Annotated in this window: 15 protein-coding genes; 9 read left to right on the top strand and 6 right to left on the bottom strand. The window is 70.9% G+C overall.

All coding sequences use genetic code 11. From position 1 onward, the window contains the following. Nucleotides 1-624: 624 nt before the first annotated feature. Nucleotides 625-879, bottom strand: a complete 255-nt coding sequence (locus ACFYPH_RS09520) for an SCO4848 family membrane protein (protein ID WP_387180580.1) — start codon at nt 877-879, stop codon at nt 625-627. 178 nt (nt 880-1,057) lie between these two features. On the opposite strand from ACFYPH_RS09520, the gene ACFYPH_RS09525 reads away from it, so the two are divergent. From ACFYPH_RS09525 to ACFYPH_RS09535, 3 genes are all read left to right on the top strand, one after another. Continuing rightward, nucleotides 1,058-1,234: a hypothetical protein gene (locus tag ACFYPH_RS09525; RefSeq protein ID WP_354862997.1), complete on the top strand. Its 177-nt coding sequence runs from the start codon at nt 1,058-1,060 to the stop codon at nt 1,232-1,234. Nucleotides 1,235-1,324: 90 nt separating this feature from the next. Then, nucleotides 1,325-2,383 carry a tryptophan--tRNA ligase gene (gene trpS / locus ACFYPH_RS09530; RefSeq protein ID WP_363939195.1) on the top strand — a complete coding sequence of 353 codons (1,059 nt, stop codon included), beginning with the start codon at nt 1,325-1,327 and terminating at the stop codon, nt 2,381-2,383. Nucleotides 2,384-2,579: 196 nt separating this feature from the next. Then, nucleotides 2,580-3,170 carry an HAD-IA family hydrolase gene (locus tag ACFYPH_RS09535; protein WP_354862992.1) on the top strand — a complete coding sequence of 197 codons (591 nt, stop codon included), beginning with the start codon at nt 2,580-2,582 and terminating at the stop codon, nt 3,168-3,170. A gap of 4 nt (nt 3,171-3,174) precedes the next feature. Here ACFYPH_RS09535 and ACFYPH_RS09540 read toward each other — a convergent pair whose 3' ends face one another. Beyond that, nucleotides 3,175-4,146, bottom strand: a complete 972-nt coding sequence (locus ACFYPH_RS09540; RefSeq protein WP_354862991.1) for an NADP-dependent oxidoreductase — start codon at nt 4,144-4,146, stop codon at nt 3,175-3,177. Between the two features lie 592 nt (nt 4,147-4,738). On the opposite strand from ACFYPH_RS09540, the gene ACFYPH_RS09545 reads away from it, so the two are divergent. Both ACFYPH_RS09545 and ACFYPH_RS09550 read left to right on the top strand, forming a co-directional pair. Continuing rightward, on the top strand, nt 4,739-6,844 hold the full coding sequence (locus tag ACFYPH_RS09545; protein ID WP_387180586.1) for a cellulase family glycosylhydrolase: 2,106 nt from the start codon (nt 4,739-4,741) through the stop codon (nt 6,842-6,844). A gap of 240 nt (nt 6,845-7,084) precedes the next feature. Beyond that, the gene (locus ACFYPH_RS09550; RefSeq protein ID WP_387180589.1) at nt 7,085-8,518 is read left to right on the top strand and encodes a non-reducing end alpha-L-arabinofuranosidase family hydrolase; all 1,434 of its coding nucleotides are present in this window, start codon (nt 7,085-7,087) and stop codon (nt 8,516-8,518) included. A 110-nt stretch (nt 8,519-8,628) separates the two neighbouring features. On the opposite strand, the gene ACFYPH_RS09555 is transcribed toward ACFYPH_RS09550, so the two are convergent. Next, nucleotides 8,629-9,285 carry a response regulator transcription factor gene (locus tag ACFYPH_RS09555; protein WP_354862894.1) on the bottom strand — a complete coding sequence of 219 codons (657 nt, stop codon included), beginning with the start codon at nt 9,283-9,285 and terminating at the stop codon, nt 8,629-8,631. After that, nucleotides 9,273-10,499 (bottom strand): sensor histidine kinase, encoded by a 1,227-nt coding sequence (locus ACFYPH_RS09560; protein ID WP_387180592.1) that lies wholly within the window; start codon nt 10,497-10,499, stop codon nt 9,273-9,275. Before ACFYPH_RS09560 ends, ACFYPH_RS09555 begins: the two co-directional genes overlap by 13 nt. A 170-nt stretch (nt 10,500-10,669) precedes the next feature. Between ACFYPH_RS09560 and ACFYPH_RS09565 the strand changes: the two genes are divergently transcribed. After that, nucleotides 10,670-10,888 carry a hypothetical protein gene (locus tag ACFYPH_RS09565; RefSeq protein WP_354862891.1) on the top strand — a complete coding sequence of 73 codons (219 nt, stop codon included), beginning with the start codon at nt 10,670-10,672 and terminating at the stop codon, nt 10,886-10,888. Nucleotides 10,889-10,937: 49 nt separating this feature from the next. On the opposite strand, the gene ACFYPH_RS09570 is transcribed toward ACFYPH_RS09565, so the two are convergent. Continuing rightward, nucleotides 10,938-11,798, bottom strand: coding sequence for a helix-turn-helix transcriptional regulator (locus ACFYPH_RS09570; RefSeq protein ID WP_387180595.1), 861 nt, complete (start codon nt 11,796-11,798; stop codon nt 10,938-10,940). 137 nt (nt 11,799-11,935) lie between these two features. Between ACFYPH_RS09570 and ACFYPH_RS09575 the strand changes: the two genes are divergently transcribed. Then, nucleotides 11,936-12,607, top strand: a complete 672-nt coding sequence (locus ACFYPH_RS09575) for a sulfatase-like hydrolase/transferase (protein ID WP_387181449.1) — start codon at nt 11,936-11,938, stop codon at nt 12,605-12,607. Nucleotides 12,608-12,654: 47 nt separating this feature from the next. Here the strand turns inward: ACFYPH_RS09575 and ACFYPH_RS09580 are convergent, their stop codons facing one another. After that, nucleotides 12,655-12,975, bottom strand: a complete 321-nt coding sequence (locus ACFYPH_RS09580; protein ID WP_355063513.1) for a helix-turn-helix transcriptional regulator — start codon at nt 12,973-12,975, stop codon at nt 12,655-12,657. A gap of 78 nt (nt 12,976-13,053) precedes the next feature. Here ACFYPH_RS09580 and ACFYPH_RS09585 point away from each other — a divergent pair, with 78 nt between their 5' ends. Beyond that, the gene (locus ACFYPH_RS09585; RefSeq protein WP_354862887.1) at nt 13,054-13,986 is read left to right on the top strand and encodes a LysR family transcriptional regulator; all 933 of its coding nucleotides are present in this window, start codon (nt 13,054-13,056) and stop codon (nt 13,984-13,986) included. After that, nucleotides 13,983-14,903, top strand: a complete 921-nt coding sequence (locus ACFYPH_RS09590; protein WP_354862885.1) for a serine hydrolase — start codon at nt 13,983-13,985, stop codon at nt 14,901-14,903. The genes ACFYPH_RS09585 and ACFYPH_RS09590 overlap by 4 nt, the downstream gene beginning before the upstream one ends. The last annotated feature ends 32 nt before the right edge of the window (nt 14,904-14,935 follow it).

A 14,935-nucleotide genomic window follows, 5' to 3' on the forward strand; every position in this document is an offset into this window, starting at 1 on the left:
AAGGCTCGACCAATCCGGGGTATAAATCATAATTGGCACTGGCTTTACAAGCACCCTGTTGAGTTCTCAAAGAACAACCACACACCGATCAGAAGACCCAACCAGTGGGCCACCATCCCGGGGCTTTTCGTACCGCGTCCCCGCCGCTCTCGCGCCGGGCACTTTTACTACGTTACCTCACCGTCTTCGCCGTGTCAAACCGTGTGTCCCGGTCTGTCGTGCTTCGTACGGGTTGGTCCCGGCGCACTCACGCAGCAGCGAACCGCTGCGTCAGGTCGTCGGATTTGGCAGGCCGGCCGCTGCGGTGTCCCGCAGTCTCGCCCGGTGCCCTGCCGGTCGTGAACCTTACCCGGTCGGTTCCGCTGCGCCAAATCCGCCTCGCGGCTGATCCGGTGAGCCCCGCCCGAACCGTGCCCCGCAGAGGCGAACCCCTGCCTGACCCGGCTGCCTGCCCGATCCGGTGCTCCAGGTCTTTCGCCCTGTTTGCCCCGTTCCGCGCTGGCAGAGAGAAAGTTACGCGTCCGTGGGTTTGATCGTCAAATCGGCGGGTAGCGTCCCGCGTCACACTGATTCCCCTCCGCGTCGGATCAGCCATCCGGACGCCTCGCCGAGCAGCGGCGGAGGTCAGGACGCCTGCCGTCGGCGGGCGGCAAACCAGGCTCGGATGCCGAGCACACCGACGGTGGTTCCGATGGCCAGGGACGCGGCGATCAGCAGAGCGTGCACCCACAGGAAGCTGGTCGTGGCGCCGTCGGCCACCGTGCCGGAGGCCCAGGATCGGGGGTCCTGCCAGATGGCGACGGCGAACCTCGGCCAGATCACCCAGGTCCAGATCCCGACCCCGACCAGGAAGAGAGCCCACCCTCGCGACAGCACCATGGCAGCCGAGTATGCCAGTGCATCCGATCCGCGAGCTGGCCAAGGACGCAACGAACGCGACGCCCGGACCGCGCGCCGCCGACCGGAGCTGGCACTCCAAGCAGCCCGTGTCCGGCCACGCCGGGGTGGGCAGTGCGAAGGAGGACAGCTCAGGACCGTCCCCGGGTAACGTGAGGCCGTGGTCCGGACGGGCAGTTGCGTGTCGGAGGCGGTCGATGTGGTCGACGGCCTGCCGTGCGGTGTCGTGCCCACGGTCCCGGCCAGCTCCGGCGACGGCCGTGAGCACTTCCTGGACGTACTCCGTGCCGGTGGTCTGCGGTACCGCGCCGGCGCGCGATGGCGGACGGCTCGCTGAGCCCTGTTTCCGCTTACCGAGGGGGCCTGTTCGCCCCGCTCGGCGCGCGCCCACGCGTGACTTACCCACCTGCACGAGAGGCACCTCGCCATGTCCATCGCACGAATGCTCACCGGCGACCGGCCCACCGGCCGCCTGCACCTTGGCCACTACGTCGGCAGCATCGCCAACCGGGTGCGGCTGCACCAGCGCTACGAGAGCTTCTTCATCATCGCTGACCTGCACATGCTGACCACCCGCAACCGCCGGGAGGACATCGACCAGGTCTCCGGCAATGCCCGCGAGATGGTGACCGACATCCTCGCCGCCGGCGTCGACCCGGCGCGTGCCACGTTCTACCTACAGTCGGCAATTCCGGAGGTCGGCGATCTCAACACCCTTCTGCAGAACCTGGTGACCGTTCCCCGGCTGGAACGGGTGCCCTCGTTGAAGGACATGGCCCGCGACGCGGGCAAGGAGGAGATGCCGTACGGGCTGCTCGGTTATCCGGTGCTCCAGGCGGCGGACATCCTGTGCGTGAAGGGGGAGGTGGTCCCGGTCGGCCGGGACAACGCCGCCCACGTCGAGGTGACCCGGGAGATCGCCCGCCGCTTCAACCACCTGTACGGGCCGGTGTTCCCGGTGCCCGAGCTGATCCCGGCGGACACGCCCAGTCTGGTGGGCACCGACGGCACGGCCAAGATGAGCAAGAGTCGGGGCAACACGATCGCGTTGTCGGACGACGCGGCGACGGTGCGCCGCAAGGTGCGCGGGATGTACACCGACCCGAGCCGGGTGCGGGCCGACGTGCCGGGGACGGTGGAGGGCAACCCGGTCTTCGCGTACCACGAGGTGTTCAACCCGGACCGTGCCGAGGTGGCCGACCTGGCCGACCGTTACCGGGCCGGGCGGGTGGGTGACGTGGAGGTCAAGGAGCGGCTGGTCGTCGCGCTGGAGACGTTCCTGGCGCCGATCCGGGAGCGCCGGGCCGCGATCGAGGCCGAGCGGGGACTTGTCGATCGGCTGATCGTCGAGGGCACCGAGCGGACCCGGCAGGAGGTACGCCAGACCCTGACCGAGGTACGCCGGGCGATGGGGTTGACCGGGGCGTACCAGCAGATGCGGCGGCGGGCCGAGCGGACCCGGCGCCGGACGGACGCCCCGGCCTGACGTGGGCATGTCGGGTTTCCTCGTTGCCACGGGGAGACCCGACGTGCCCCCGGGGGGCGCAGAACGACCCTGCTGGCGATGCGGCGTACCGGGACGCGTTGGCGCTGGTCGGCACCGAGCCGGAACGTGCGGACCTGCTGCGTCGGCTGGCATCCGTCAGCGAGGAGTGAGCGGATTCCCGCTGTACCCTTCCTCGATGACTCTGCCTCTGCCGCCCGGTGAGTTCGCCGCGTACCTGTTCGACTGCGACGGCACCATCGTCGACTCGATGCCGCTGCACTACGTGGCGTGGCGGCGGGCGCTCGACGAGTGGGGCTGCGAGTTCCCGGAGGATCTCTTCTACGCCTGGGGTGGCCGGCCGACCGCCGACATCATCGTCGAGCTGAACGAGCGGCAGGGTCTGGCGATGCCGGTGGCGACCGTCGTCGAGAACCGCGAGCGCATCTACCAGGAGTTGCTGCCGCAGGTCGCCGCCGTGCCCGAGGTGGTGGCGCACATCCACGACGCGCACCGCCGGGTGCCGTTCGCCGTCGTCTCCGGCAGCACCCGGGCCACGGTCACCGCCTCCCTCGACGCGCTCGGTCTGCTGGACCGCTTCGACGTGCTGGTGTGCGCCGAGGACTACACGCGGGCCAAGCCCGACCCGGAGGCGTTCCTGCTCGCGGCGCGGCAGCTCGGCGTGCCCCCGGGCTCCTGCCTGGTCTTCGAGGACACCGACCTGGGCATCCAGGCCGCGACGGCGGCCGGGATGGCTTCGGTACGCGTGCCGCAACAGCGCGTCGGCTGACGCCTCAGGCGATCGTCAGCAGCAGCTTGCCCAGGTAGGAGCTCTCCAGGCGCTTGTGCGCCTCCCGCACCTTGCCCAGCGGGAACGTCTCGGCGACGTGCACCACGAACGGCCCGGCCTCAATGAGTTCGTTGAGGCGCTGCAACTGTCCGCGGTTGGCCACACCGTCGTACGCCCGGACCGACACACCGGACCGTTCGCGCGGTTCCGGCCGCACCCCGTGGGCGTACGCGACGACCCCGCCGTCGGACAGCGTCTCGGTGAGCCGGTCCAGCGTCTTCCCGCCGGCCATCGCCAGGATGCCGTCCACTCCTTCCGGGGCCGCGTCCCGGATCGTCGCGAGCACCTCGTCGGCGTCGGCGTGGCCGTCGAGAGACACGTCGGCGCCGAGGCGGGTCATCAGTGCGACCCCGTCGCTGCCGGAGGCCACCGCGATCACGTTGAGCCCCTGTCGCTTGGCCAACTGCACGGCCAGGTGGCCCTGCCCACCGCTCGCACCGAAGATCAACAGCCAGGCGCCCGGCGGCAGGCTGAGGGTGTCCAGCCCGGCCAGCGCGGTCAGCGCGTCGGTGGGCATCGCACCGGCGTGCTCGGCCGGCACACCGTCGGGCAGCCTCGCGACGTACTCGGCCTTGACGGCCGCGTACTCGGCGTAGAAGCCGCCCTTCGGTCGGCTGGTGGCGGCGGCGTAGACCAGGTCACCCACCGCGAGATCGGTCACCTGGCTGCCGACCGCGATGACGGTTCCGGCGCCGTCCGGGCCGGGCACGATCGGAAACTCGGTGCCCTCGGGCACCAGCATGCCCTGCCGCTCGTAGACGTCCCACACGCCCACGCCGGCGCTCAGGACCTTGATCAGCACCTCGTCGGCGGCGGCCTCGGGTACCGGAAGTTTCCGCAGGGTGATCACCTCCGGCCCGCCGAACTCGTCCAGCGCCGCAGCCTGCATCCGCTCTGGCACGTCCGCGTCAACCATGTGGGCTTCCTCTCCGGGCCGGCGTCACCGTCGCAGCATGCCGGCTCGGCGGCGGGCCCGGCCCGGTGCTCGGTGCCGTTCACCCACAAGGGCGACCGGCCGCAGTCGGTGCACCCCCGAGGGCGTGTTTCGACGGTGTGGCGAAGTGCTCGGCATGTCCTCGTCGTACGACGCGGGCTCGTTCACGGCCGAGCGCTGCGCGGCCGCCATCGGGCGGGCGTGGCAGCCATGCTCAACAACCTGACCGGCGGTGTCTTCATGCTGGAGTACGAATTGCAGTGAACGGGGCGGGCATATCTTGCCCATCAATCGGTGAATGACTATGTTATCGATAACATAGCGATCGTTGCGGGAGCCTCGCCGCTCGCGCGGACCCTCGGGCAGTGTCCGCGCAATCCACGTTCCCGGCCGCGTCGTCCAGGCGACCACGGCCCCACGCGCACGGGCATCGCGCATTCGCCATCCCGCATGCGGTCGCCGGGTGCCAGGCCCCCGTCCGGGCACACCTCGACCCGTCAGGACCGGGTGGCCGACGGCCGGCGAACGTCGACACCCCATTCACCACAGCGCCAGCATGGCGAGGAGTCTCCTGATGAGTTCGCACGGTTTCCCACGAACACGGCGACGGGTCGGCCTGGTCGCCGGCGCGGTGGCCCTGATGGTCACCGCGGGCATGATGGTCGCCGGCAACGCCCAGGCCGCGGCCGGCTGCCAAGTGGCGTATGCCGTCCCGTCCCAGTGGCAGGGCGGCTTCACCGCCGACGTGAAGGTCACCAACCTCGGTGACGCGGTCAACGGCTGGAGCCTGAGCTGGGCCTTCCCGTCCGGCCAGCGGGTGACCCAGGCGTGGAACGCCACCGTCACCTCCTCGGGCGACCAGGTCACCGCGAAGAACGTGAGCTACAACGCCGCCATCGGCACGAACGCCTCCGTCTCCTTCGGCTTCAACGGGTCCTGGACGGGCAGCAACACCGCGCCGGCCTCGTTCGCCCTCAACGGCGTCACGTGCACCGGAAGTGTGGGCGGCACGCCGTCCCCGACCCCGACCGTCACCCCGTCCCCGACGCCGACGACATCCCCGTCCACGTCTCCGTCACCGTCACCCGGCGGTGACGCGGCGGCGACGGTGGCGGCGATGCAGCCCGGCTGGAACGTGGGCAACACCCTCGACGCCATCCCGGACGAGACCGCATGGGGCAATCCGCTGATCACCCAGGCCATGCTGCACGAGGTACGGGCACAGGGGTACAACAGCATCCGGATCCCGATCACGTGGAGCAACCACCATGGTCCGGCGCCGACGTACACCATCGACCCGGTCTGGTTGAGCCGGGTCCAGCAGGTGGTCGACTGGTCGCTGGCCGAGGGCCTGTACGTGATGATCAACCTCCATCACGACTCCTGGCAGTGGATCAACGGCTACCCGGGCGACCGCACGAACGTGATGAACCGCTACACCGCGCTGTGGACCCAGATCGCCACGAGGTTCCGCGACCACTCGTCGAAGCTCGTCTTCGAGAACATCAACGAACCGCAGTTCACCGGCACCTCGGGCGACGCTCAGAGCGACGAGGTGCTGCGCGAGCTCCACGTCGCGTTCGTCCGCCTCGTCCGCCAGTCCGGCGGGAACAACGCCACCCGACTGCTGGTGCTGCCCACCCTCAACACCAACTCCAACCAGGCTCAGCTCGACGCGCTGGCGGCCACGATCGCGCAGCTGAACGACCGCAACATCGCGGCGACCGTCCACTTCTACGGGTGGTGGCCGTTCAGCGTGAACATCGCCGGCGGTACCCGTTACGACACCAACGTCGAGCAGGACATGGTCGACGGCTTCGACCGGGTGCGCAACACCTTCGCGGCGCGGGGTGTACCGGTGATCGTGGGCGAGTGGGGTCTGCTCAGCTACGACTACACCCGACCCGGCATCATCGAACGCGGCGAGCTGCTGAAGTTCTTCGAGGCCGTCGGCTACCAGGCCCGGATCAGGAAGTTCACCACCATGCTCTGGGACGCGGGGTCGTTCCTCAACCGCAACACCCTGCAGTGGCGGGACCCGGGCCTGCTGGCACTGATGAAGACGAGCGTGACCACCAGGTCGGCCACGGCCTCCTCGGATCAGGTCTACGTACGCCGCACCGGCACCATCACCAGCAGGACCCTCACGCTGAACCTGAACGGCGCCTCGTTCCAGGGACTGCGGCAGGGCAGCACCAACCTCGTCAACGGCACCGACTACACGGTCTCCGGGACCACGCTCACCCTGACCAGCTCGGCGCTGACCCGGCTGGTCGGCAACCGCGCCCCCGGTGTGAACGCGACCATCGAGGCCCGCTTCTCGCAGGGCGTGCCGTGGCAGATCAGCATCATCTCCTACGACCCGCCGACCCAGGCCGCCGCCACCGGGACGACCGCCTCCTTCACCATCCCCACCCAGTTCCGAGGTGACCAGCTCGCCACGATGGAGGCCAGGTACGCCGACGGCTCTGCCGCCGGGCCGGCGAACTGGACCACCTACAAGGAGTTCTGGAGCACCTTCCAGCCTGACTACGCGGCGAACACGATCCTGTTGAAGCCCGAGTTCTTCGCCGAGGTCAACGATGGTCCGGTCATTCTCACCTTCCATCTCTGGAGCGGAACGCAGATCACCTACCGGCTGACCAAGTCCGGTGGCACGGTCACCGGCAGCGTCGGCTGACGACGCCTCGGTCGCCGTTCGCACGACGTCCGAGGACCGGCACGGCCGTCCTGCGTGCAGCGCACCGGGGCGGCCGTGCCGGCCTGTTCGGAGGGCCCACGATGACGGTCCGACGCCTTCAAGGCATCGAGGTTGATGGTTTGGGAGCGCTCCCGTAACATACGCGACGCGGCTGTTAACGCTCACCTAACAATGATTCCCACGAATGTGGAGGCCGCCATCCCGTCAGGAGGGTGCTTGATGACCATATTTAGACCGACCAATGTCGGCCTCGTCTCGGCCGGTGTCGCGTTGCTGGCGTCGGCCACGGTCGTCGTGGCGATGCCGGCCGGTGCCGCCGCAGCGGGCTGCTCGGTGAACTACGCCGTGTCGTCGCAGTGGCAGGGCGGGTTCGGTGCCAACGTGACGATCACGAACCTCGGTGATCCGTTGAGCAGTTGGACGTTGACGTGGTCGTACAGCGCCGGGCAGACGGTGACGCAGTCGTGGAACACGACGTTGACGCAGAGCGGTGCGGCGGTGACCGCGCGCAACGTGAGCTACAACGGTTCGGTCGCGACCAACGGCACGGTGTCGTTCGGCTTCAACGGGTCCTGGACGAGCAGCAACCCGGCCCCGACGAGCTTCGCCCTGAACGGCGTGACCTGCAACGGTGGCACCACGCCGACGCCACCGGTGACCGACACGCCCGCACCGCCGACGACCCCACCGCCCACCACGCCACCGCCCACGACACCGCCGCCCACCACGCCGCCCCCGGGCGGCACGTGTGATCTGCCGTCGTCGTACCGGTGGTCGTCGACCGGCGCGTTGGCGCAGCCGAAGTCGGGTTGGGTGTCACTCAAGGACTTCACCGTCGCCCCCTACAACGGACGGCAACTCGTCTACGCCACCACCCACGACACCGGCACCCGGTGGGGCTCGATGAACTTCGGCCTGTTCACCAACTGGTCCGACATGGCCTCCGCCAGCCAGAACACCATGAACAACGCCACCGTCGCCCCCACACTCTTCTACTTCGCCCCCCGCAACATCTGGGTCCTGGCCTACCAGTGGGGCGGCACCGCCTTCTCCTACCGCACCTCCACCGACCCCACCAACCCCAACGGCTGGTCCGCCGCCCAAACCCTGTTCACCGGCAGCATCACCGGCTCCGGCACCGGCCCCATCGACCAAACCCTCATCGCCGACAACACCACCATGTACCTCTTCTTCGCCGGCGACAACGGCAAGATCTACCGCGCCAGCATGCCCATCGGCAACTTCCCCGGCAGCTTCGGCAGCACCTACACCACCATCATGAGCGACTCCACCAACAACCTCTTCGAAGCCGTCCAGGTCTACAAACTCCAAAACCAGAACCGCTACCTCATGCTCGTCGAAGCCATCGGCTCCCAAGGCCGCTACTTCCGCTCCTTCACCGCCACCAGCCTGGGCGGCACCTGGACCCCCCAAGCCGCCACCGAAAGCAACCCCTTCGCCGGCAAAGCCAACAGCGGCGCCACCTGGACCAACGACATCAGCCACGGCGAACTCATCCGCACCACCGCCGACCAAACCTTCACCATCGACCCCTGCAACCTCCAACTCCTCTACCAAGGCCGATCCCCCAACTCCGGCGGCGACTACGGCCTCCTGCCCTACCGCCCCGGCCTGCTCACCCTGCGGCGCTGACGCTCCGCCACTCCACGACCCGGGGCGGGTTCGGCGTGGTGCCGAACCCGCCCCGGGTCGTACGTCCCTCGGCCGCCGCGATGTTTGGGGCGGGTCCAGGCATGCCGGCGCTACCGCTGGTCGCCGTCCAGGTAGCGCAGCACCGCGGTGACCCGGCGGTCGGCCCGGTCGTCCGGCGGGAGCTGGAGTTTCGCGAAGATGCTCCGGATGTGCTTGTGCACCGCGCCGTCGGTGACGAACAGCCGCTCCGCGATCGCCGTGTTGCCGAGCCCCTCGGCCATCAGCCCCAACACCTCACGCTCGCGCGGCGACAGCTCGCCCAGCGCGGTGTCCGGCCGGCGGTTGCGGGCGAGCAACTGCGCCACCACCTCCGGGTCGATCACGCTGCCGCCGTCCGCGACGCGACGCAGCGCGGTGAGGAACTCCTCGACCCGGCCCACCCGTTCCTTCAACAGATAACCGAGCCCGGCGGCGCCGACCGAGAACAGTTCGGTGGCGAACGCCTGCTCCACGTACGCCGACAGGACCAGCACCGCGAGGCCGGGTCTGCGGCGGCGGGCCTCCACCGCTGCCACGATGCCCTCGTCGGTGTGGGTCGGCGGCATCCGTACGTCGACGATCGCCACGTCCGGCGCGTGCTCGTCGACCGCGACCAGGAACTCTCCCGGGGTGCCCGCCGTGGCGACCACGTCCAGCTCCTCCGCCCGCAACAGCAGCGCCAAACCCTCCCGCAACAGCGGGTCGTCCTCGGCGATCACGATCCGCATGGCAGCTCCACGTGCATCCTCGTCGGCCCTCCCGATGGGCTGGTCAGCGTCATTCGCCCGTCGTACGCCTCGACCCGCCGGCGGATGCCGGTGAGCCCGGAGCCGCGTGCCTCGTCGGCGTCGCCGCGCCCGTCGTCCTCGATGGTGACCAGCAGCCGGCCGTGCTCGCGGCGTACGGCGACGTCCACCTGGCTCGCCCCGCTGTGCCGGACCACGTTCGTCAGCGCCTCGGCCACCACGAAGTACGCGGTGGCCTCGACCGACGCCGCGCAGCGGACGGCCACGTCCACCGCGAGCCGGCACGGAACCGCGCAACTGCCGGCCAGGCCCGCCAGCGCCCCGGCGAGGCCCCGGTCGTCCAGCACGGGCGGCAGGATGCCGCGCACCACCGTCCGCAGTTCGCCGAGCGCCTGTTCCGCCGCGTCCTGCGCCTGCCCGAGGATCTCGTCGGCCCGGTCCGGGTCGCGCCGTACCGCCCGGCGCGCGGCGCCCAGCAGCACGTTGACCGCGACCAGCCGATTCTGCGTGCCGTCGTGCAGCGACCGCTCGATGCGGCGCAGCTCCAGGGCGTGGGCATCCAGCGCCGCGGCCCGGGTGGCGGTCAGCGCGGCGACCCGCAGCGACAGGTCGACCCCCGGCGGCGGGGGCAGCAGCCACCGGCCGGGCCAGGACTGGAAGCGGGCCAGCGCCGGACCGAACCCGACCGCGGCGACCAGCCAGCCCACCCCGAGCACCCCGACCACGAGCGCCTCGGACAGCCCGTCGATGCGCCACCAACCGATCCCCGGTGCGCCGGCCTCGGGCGGGACCAGTCGGTACCACAGCGGGAACGTGATGTCCTGGAGGGCGTACAGCGGCAGGGCGAGGCCGACCAGCCCGGACACCAGGCCGGTGATCGAGTGGAGCGTGACCCAGCCGAGCTCCCGGCGGACGAACGGGTCACGCACCGCCTCCCGCAGCTCCTCCGGCACCGGCCCGGGAGCCGGGATCGTCGTGCCCGGACGGGACAGCCGAGCGCGCTCCCGATCGGCCACCGAGCGCACCGTCCGCAACGCGCCGGGCGCCAGCCGCAGACCCACCCCGATCAGGCAGGCCAGTGCCACGACCACCGCCCAGCACAGCGCGCCCATCGCCAGCAGCGCGGTGCCCAGCCCGCCGACGAGGTGTTCGAGGGCGTCGACCGAGGCGCGCACCCGGCCCCGCACGTACGCCATCGCCGCCCACCTCCCGCGCCAACATAGGCCACCGCGAGCACGGCCGGCAGCGTCCGCGGCGGAAAGTACAGCCTGCTGTACCGCCGCTCGTCGAGCTGGCGGGATCGTCCCCGTCGGGGTCGCCCGCCTAGCGTCGATGGTGTCGTCGAACGTCACCGAGGGAGACAGTCATGACCGACCCGTACCGCATCATCGAGGCCCCGGCCGCCGCACCGGAACGGCCCGGCGGCCTGCTACGTCCGCTGCTGTGGCTGGTGCTCTTCGTCAGCGCGGCGATCAACGCGGTGCTCTCGAGCGTTGTGGACAGCCCGTGGATCGGCTCGGTGTTCGGCCTGGTCGCGGTGCTCTGCGCGGCGGCGCTGATCGTCCACCACCGGCGCAACCGCTGACGCCGTCCCGTCGACGGCGCCCGCAGTCGTTCTACGGGCGTCGGGACGGTCAGCGCTCGGTGGCACTGACCGTCATGCGCTGGGTGCCGAGCACCGAGAGCAGGCGCAGCGCCTCCGCGGAGGGCGAGCCCGGCACCGCGGTGTGGATGACGAGCCGCTGGTCGCGGTCGGCGATGTCGAGGACGTCGCAGTTCACGGTCACCGGGCCGACCAGCGGGTGCTGGAAGGTCTTGATCAGGGTGCGCTCGTCGTCGACGTCGTGCGACTCCCACAGTTCGCGGAACCGTTGGCTGCCCGCGAGCAGGTCGCGGACCAGCGCCGCCACCTCGGGGTCGTCGGGGTAGCGGGCGGCGGCGGCGCGTAGTCGCCGGGCCGAGCTGCGGGTGAACTCCTCGACGTCGGACACCCCGTACAGCACCCGGCCGTCCGGGTGCGGGCCGAGGAAGGCGCGGCGAACCAGGTTGCGGTCACGTCGGGGCAGCGCCGAGAAGTCCTCCATCAACGCCGCCGCGAGATCGTTCCAGGCGATCACCTCGTAGCTGGCCGACGTCACGTGGGCGGCCGCCTGGGGCAACCGCTCGATCAGGTCGAGGATGCTCTGCCGCACCTCGTGCGGCGGCCCGGCCGGCGGGGCCGGCGGCCTGCCGGCCAGGTTGTGCAGGTGGTCGCGCTCGGCGTCGGAGAGGCGCAGCGCGCGGGCCAGGCCGGCCAGCACCTCGGGCGAGGGGTGCGGGGCGCGGGCCTGTTCGAGCCGGGTGTAGTACTCGATGGAGATGAACGCCAGCCGGGACACCTCCTCGCGTCGCAGCCCGGGCGTGCGGCGCCTGGTGCCGGCCGGCAGGCCCACCTCGGCGGGGGTGAGCCGCTCGCGCCGGCTGCGCAGGAAGAGGGCCAGCTCCTGTCGATTCACCCCTCAAGTGTGCGCCGCCGGACGGGCTCAGCCAGTGGCTCACCGCCTCCCGCACCGCGGCGTACGACCGGCTGCCCACCAACCCGCCCTCCTGGCTGGCCGACAACGGACCGCTCACCGCGCAGGAGAAGAGCACCCTGGACACCAACTTCCGCAAGCGTGCCCAGTCCGTGCAGGCGGTCGATCGGCTGATCGGCAACCTGCGCGCCCAGCTCACGACCAACGGCATCGCCGACAACACCTATGTCGTGTTCAGCTCCGACAACGGCTTCCACATGGGCGAGTACCGGTTGACCGGCGGCAAGCAGACCGCCTTCGACACCGATGTGCGGGTCCCGCTCGTCGTCGCCGGGCCGGGCGTCGTTCCCGGATCGCAGCGCACCGAGATCGTGCAGAACATCGACCTGGCACCGACCTTCCAGCGCATCGGCGCCGCCGACGTCGACACGCACGTCGACGGGCGCAACCTGCTTCCCCTCGCGCAGGGCGAGGCGGCGCCGAACTGGCGTACCGGGGCGCTGATCGAGCACCACGGCCCCAACCAGGCCGCCGACGATCCCGACGCCCAGGACCGCCGCAACGGCAGCCCGATCACCTACGAGGCTCTGCGGACCGCGACCTACACCTACGTCGAGTACTCCAACGGCGAACGGGAGTACTACGACAGGACCGCCGACCCGCACCAGCTCGACAACATCGCGGCCGGCCTTTCGGCCACGCGACAGGCCGCGCTGCACGATGCCCTCACGTCGTACGTCGCCTGCCACAGCCACTCGGCGTGCTGGACGGCCGGTCACGTGCCGGCCTGACGAGCGCGGGTTCCCTGGCGGCCTCGACAGCCGTCCCGACGCCGGCTTCACTCCGCGGACGTGACGACCCGCGCGAGTGGAGCCGCGCGGCCGGCTCGGTAGCGACCCGGCGTCGTTCCGATGATCGCGCGGAACGCCGCGATGAAACTGCTGGGGTTGGCCCATCCGCAGGCGTAGGCGGTCCGGGTGGTGTCCCAGCCGTCGGCCAGCAGCACGAGTGCGTGGTAGACCCGCAGCTGCGTCCGCCACTCGTAGAAGGTCATGCCGAGTTCGTCGCGGAACAGTCGGCTGAGGGTACGAGGGCTCACTCCGATCGTCTTTCCGAGTTCGGCCAGCGTGGCGTTGTCCGCCGGCGTCTCGTACAGCATCCGGGCGAGGGCTTGCAGGCGGTCGTCCCGCGGCTCCGGCCTGTCAAGCCCTATGCAATCCGGGTATAGGTTCGCTGGGTGGATGTGGTCGCCGCCTGCCGGGCCTTCGTCGCCGTCAGTGGCCACGGCAGCTTCACCTCCGGCGCCGCCGCTGCGGGCATCCCCCAGTCGGTCGCCAGTCGCCGCATCGCCGCCCTGGAGGAGCACTTCGGGGCGCGGCTGTTCGACCGGTCGTCCCGCGCGGTGCGGCTGACGTCGTTCGGCCAGGACATGCTGCCATCGGCCCGGCGCCTGGTCGACCTCGCCGATGCCATTGGCGACGACGCCCAGCGGGCACGGTTGCGCCCGCTGCGCGTCGCCGTACCCGAGATCTGCTCGCCACACCACCTCGCCGCTCTGGTGGTCGCGGCGCGGCGGCAGCAGATCCACCTGGAGGTACGGCCGGCCGGCCCGGCCGAGCGTGAACGGCTCTGTCGGACCCTGGAGGTCGCTGCCGGGATCGTGGCGGTTCCGGAGGCGGCGGCGTCTTGGCGGGTGCCGCTCGGACTGGCCGCCCGGACCCCCTTCCCGGCGCCGACGGTGTTCCTGGAGACGCTGCGCAGCGGCCGGGCCCGCACGCAGGCACGCCGGCGGATCCTGATCCAACCCGAGGACGACGTCGCGCACCTGCGGGACCCCCTGACCCGTGCCAGCCAGGCGGCCGGCCTGGTGCCGGCCCAGGTGGCGGTCGCGCCGTCCCTCGTCGACGCCGCGGCAGCGGCCCTCGGCTCCCCCGACCTGCTGCTCTGCTCCCGTCAACAGGCCGAGGACTTCGGACTGCACTGGTGTCCCCTCGCCGACCCCCGGCTCCTGCGAGGCTACGAGGTCGCCGCCGGCGTACGCGAGGACCTCGATCAGCTCAGCACGGTCCTCGACGCGGACATCGCACGATGCCTGGGCGCGACCGATGGCCACCCGGGGCCGGCCAGGGGTCGCACACGCGGTGACCGCACGACGGGAGATCCCGCGTGAGCGCCACAGCCGTCGTCCGCAACGCCCAGGACCTGCTCGACGAGGCGGGGTTGCACGGCGCGTTCCTGGTCCGCAACCTCGACACCGGCGAGGAACTCGGCTTCGACGCGGACACCCCGTACCCGACGGCGTCGCTGGTGAAGGTGCCGCTGGCGGTCGCCGTGCTCGAACGGATCGCGCGCGGGGAACTCGACCCGGCGGCACCCGTTGACGTCCTGCCCGGTCGAATCACCACACCGGGCCCGACCGGGTTGAGCCGCTTCCGCCATCCGGCGCGGATCGCTGTGGACGACCTGCTCTACCTGAGCACCTCCGTCAGCGACGGAGTCGCCGCCGACGCCCTGTTCGACCTCGTCGGGCCCACCGAGGTCGCCGCCGAGCTGCGGCGACTGCGGATCGAGGGCATCGCCGTGCGACACCGGGTCGGCGACCTCGCCGAGACCCCGGCGGAACGTCTCGGCCCCGACGACGTACACCTGGCTCACGCCCTCGCCATCGGCGCCGGTACCCCCGGCCAGGGCCACCCGGTCGCCCAACTCGACGTCACCCGCGCCAACACCGGATCGGCCCGGGCCTACGTCGACCTGCTGCACGCCCTCTGGCGCCCCTCGACGATCCACGAGACCACCGCCGAGCGGGTACGCGCCCTGATGGGCGACAACCTGCACCGCCAGCGGCTCGCGCCGGACTTCACCTCCGACGCGTCCCGCTGGTCGTCCAAGACCGGCACCCTGCTGCACCTACGCCACGAGGTAGGGGTGGTGGACCACGCCGACGGTCAGTCGTACGCGGTCGCCGCGCTCACCGCCTCCCGGGTGCCCGCTGTCGCGCAGCCCGGCAGCGAGGCGACGATGGCACACGTCGCCCGGACACTGCACGGCCACCTCCGCACGGGCACCCTGCCCTGGTGGAGTTAGTCAGCTGGTGGCCCGGGCGCACGCTCGGCGGC

This window comes from Micromonospora sp. NPDC005252, assembly GCF_042872475.1.
GTDB lineage: Bacteria > Actinomycetota > Actinomycetes > Mycobacteriales > Micromonosporaceae > Micromonospora.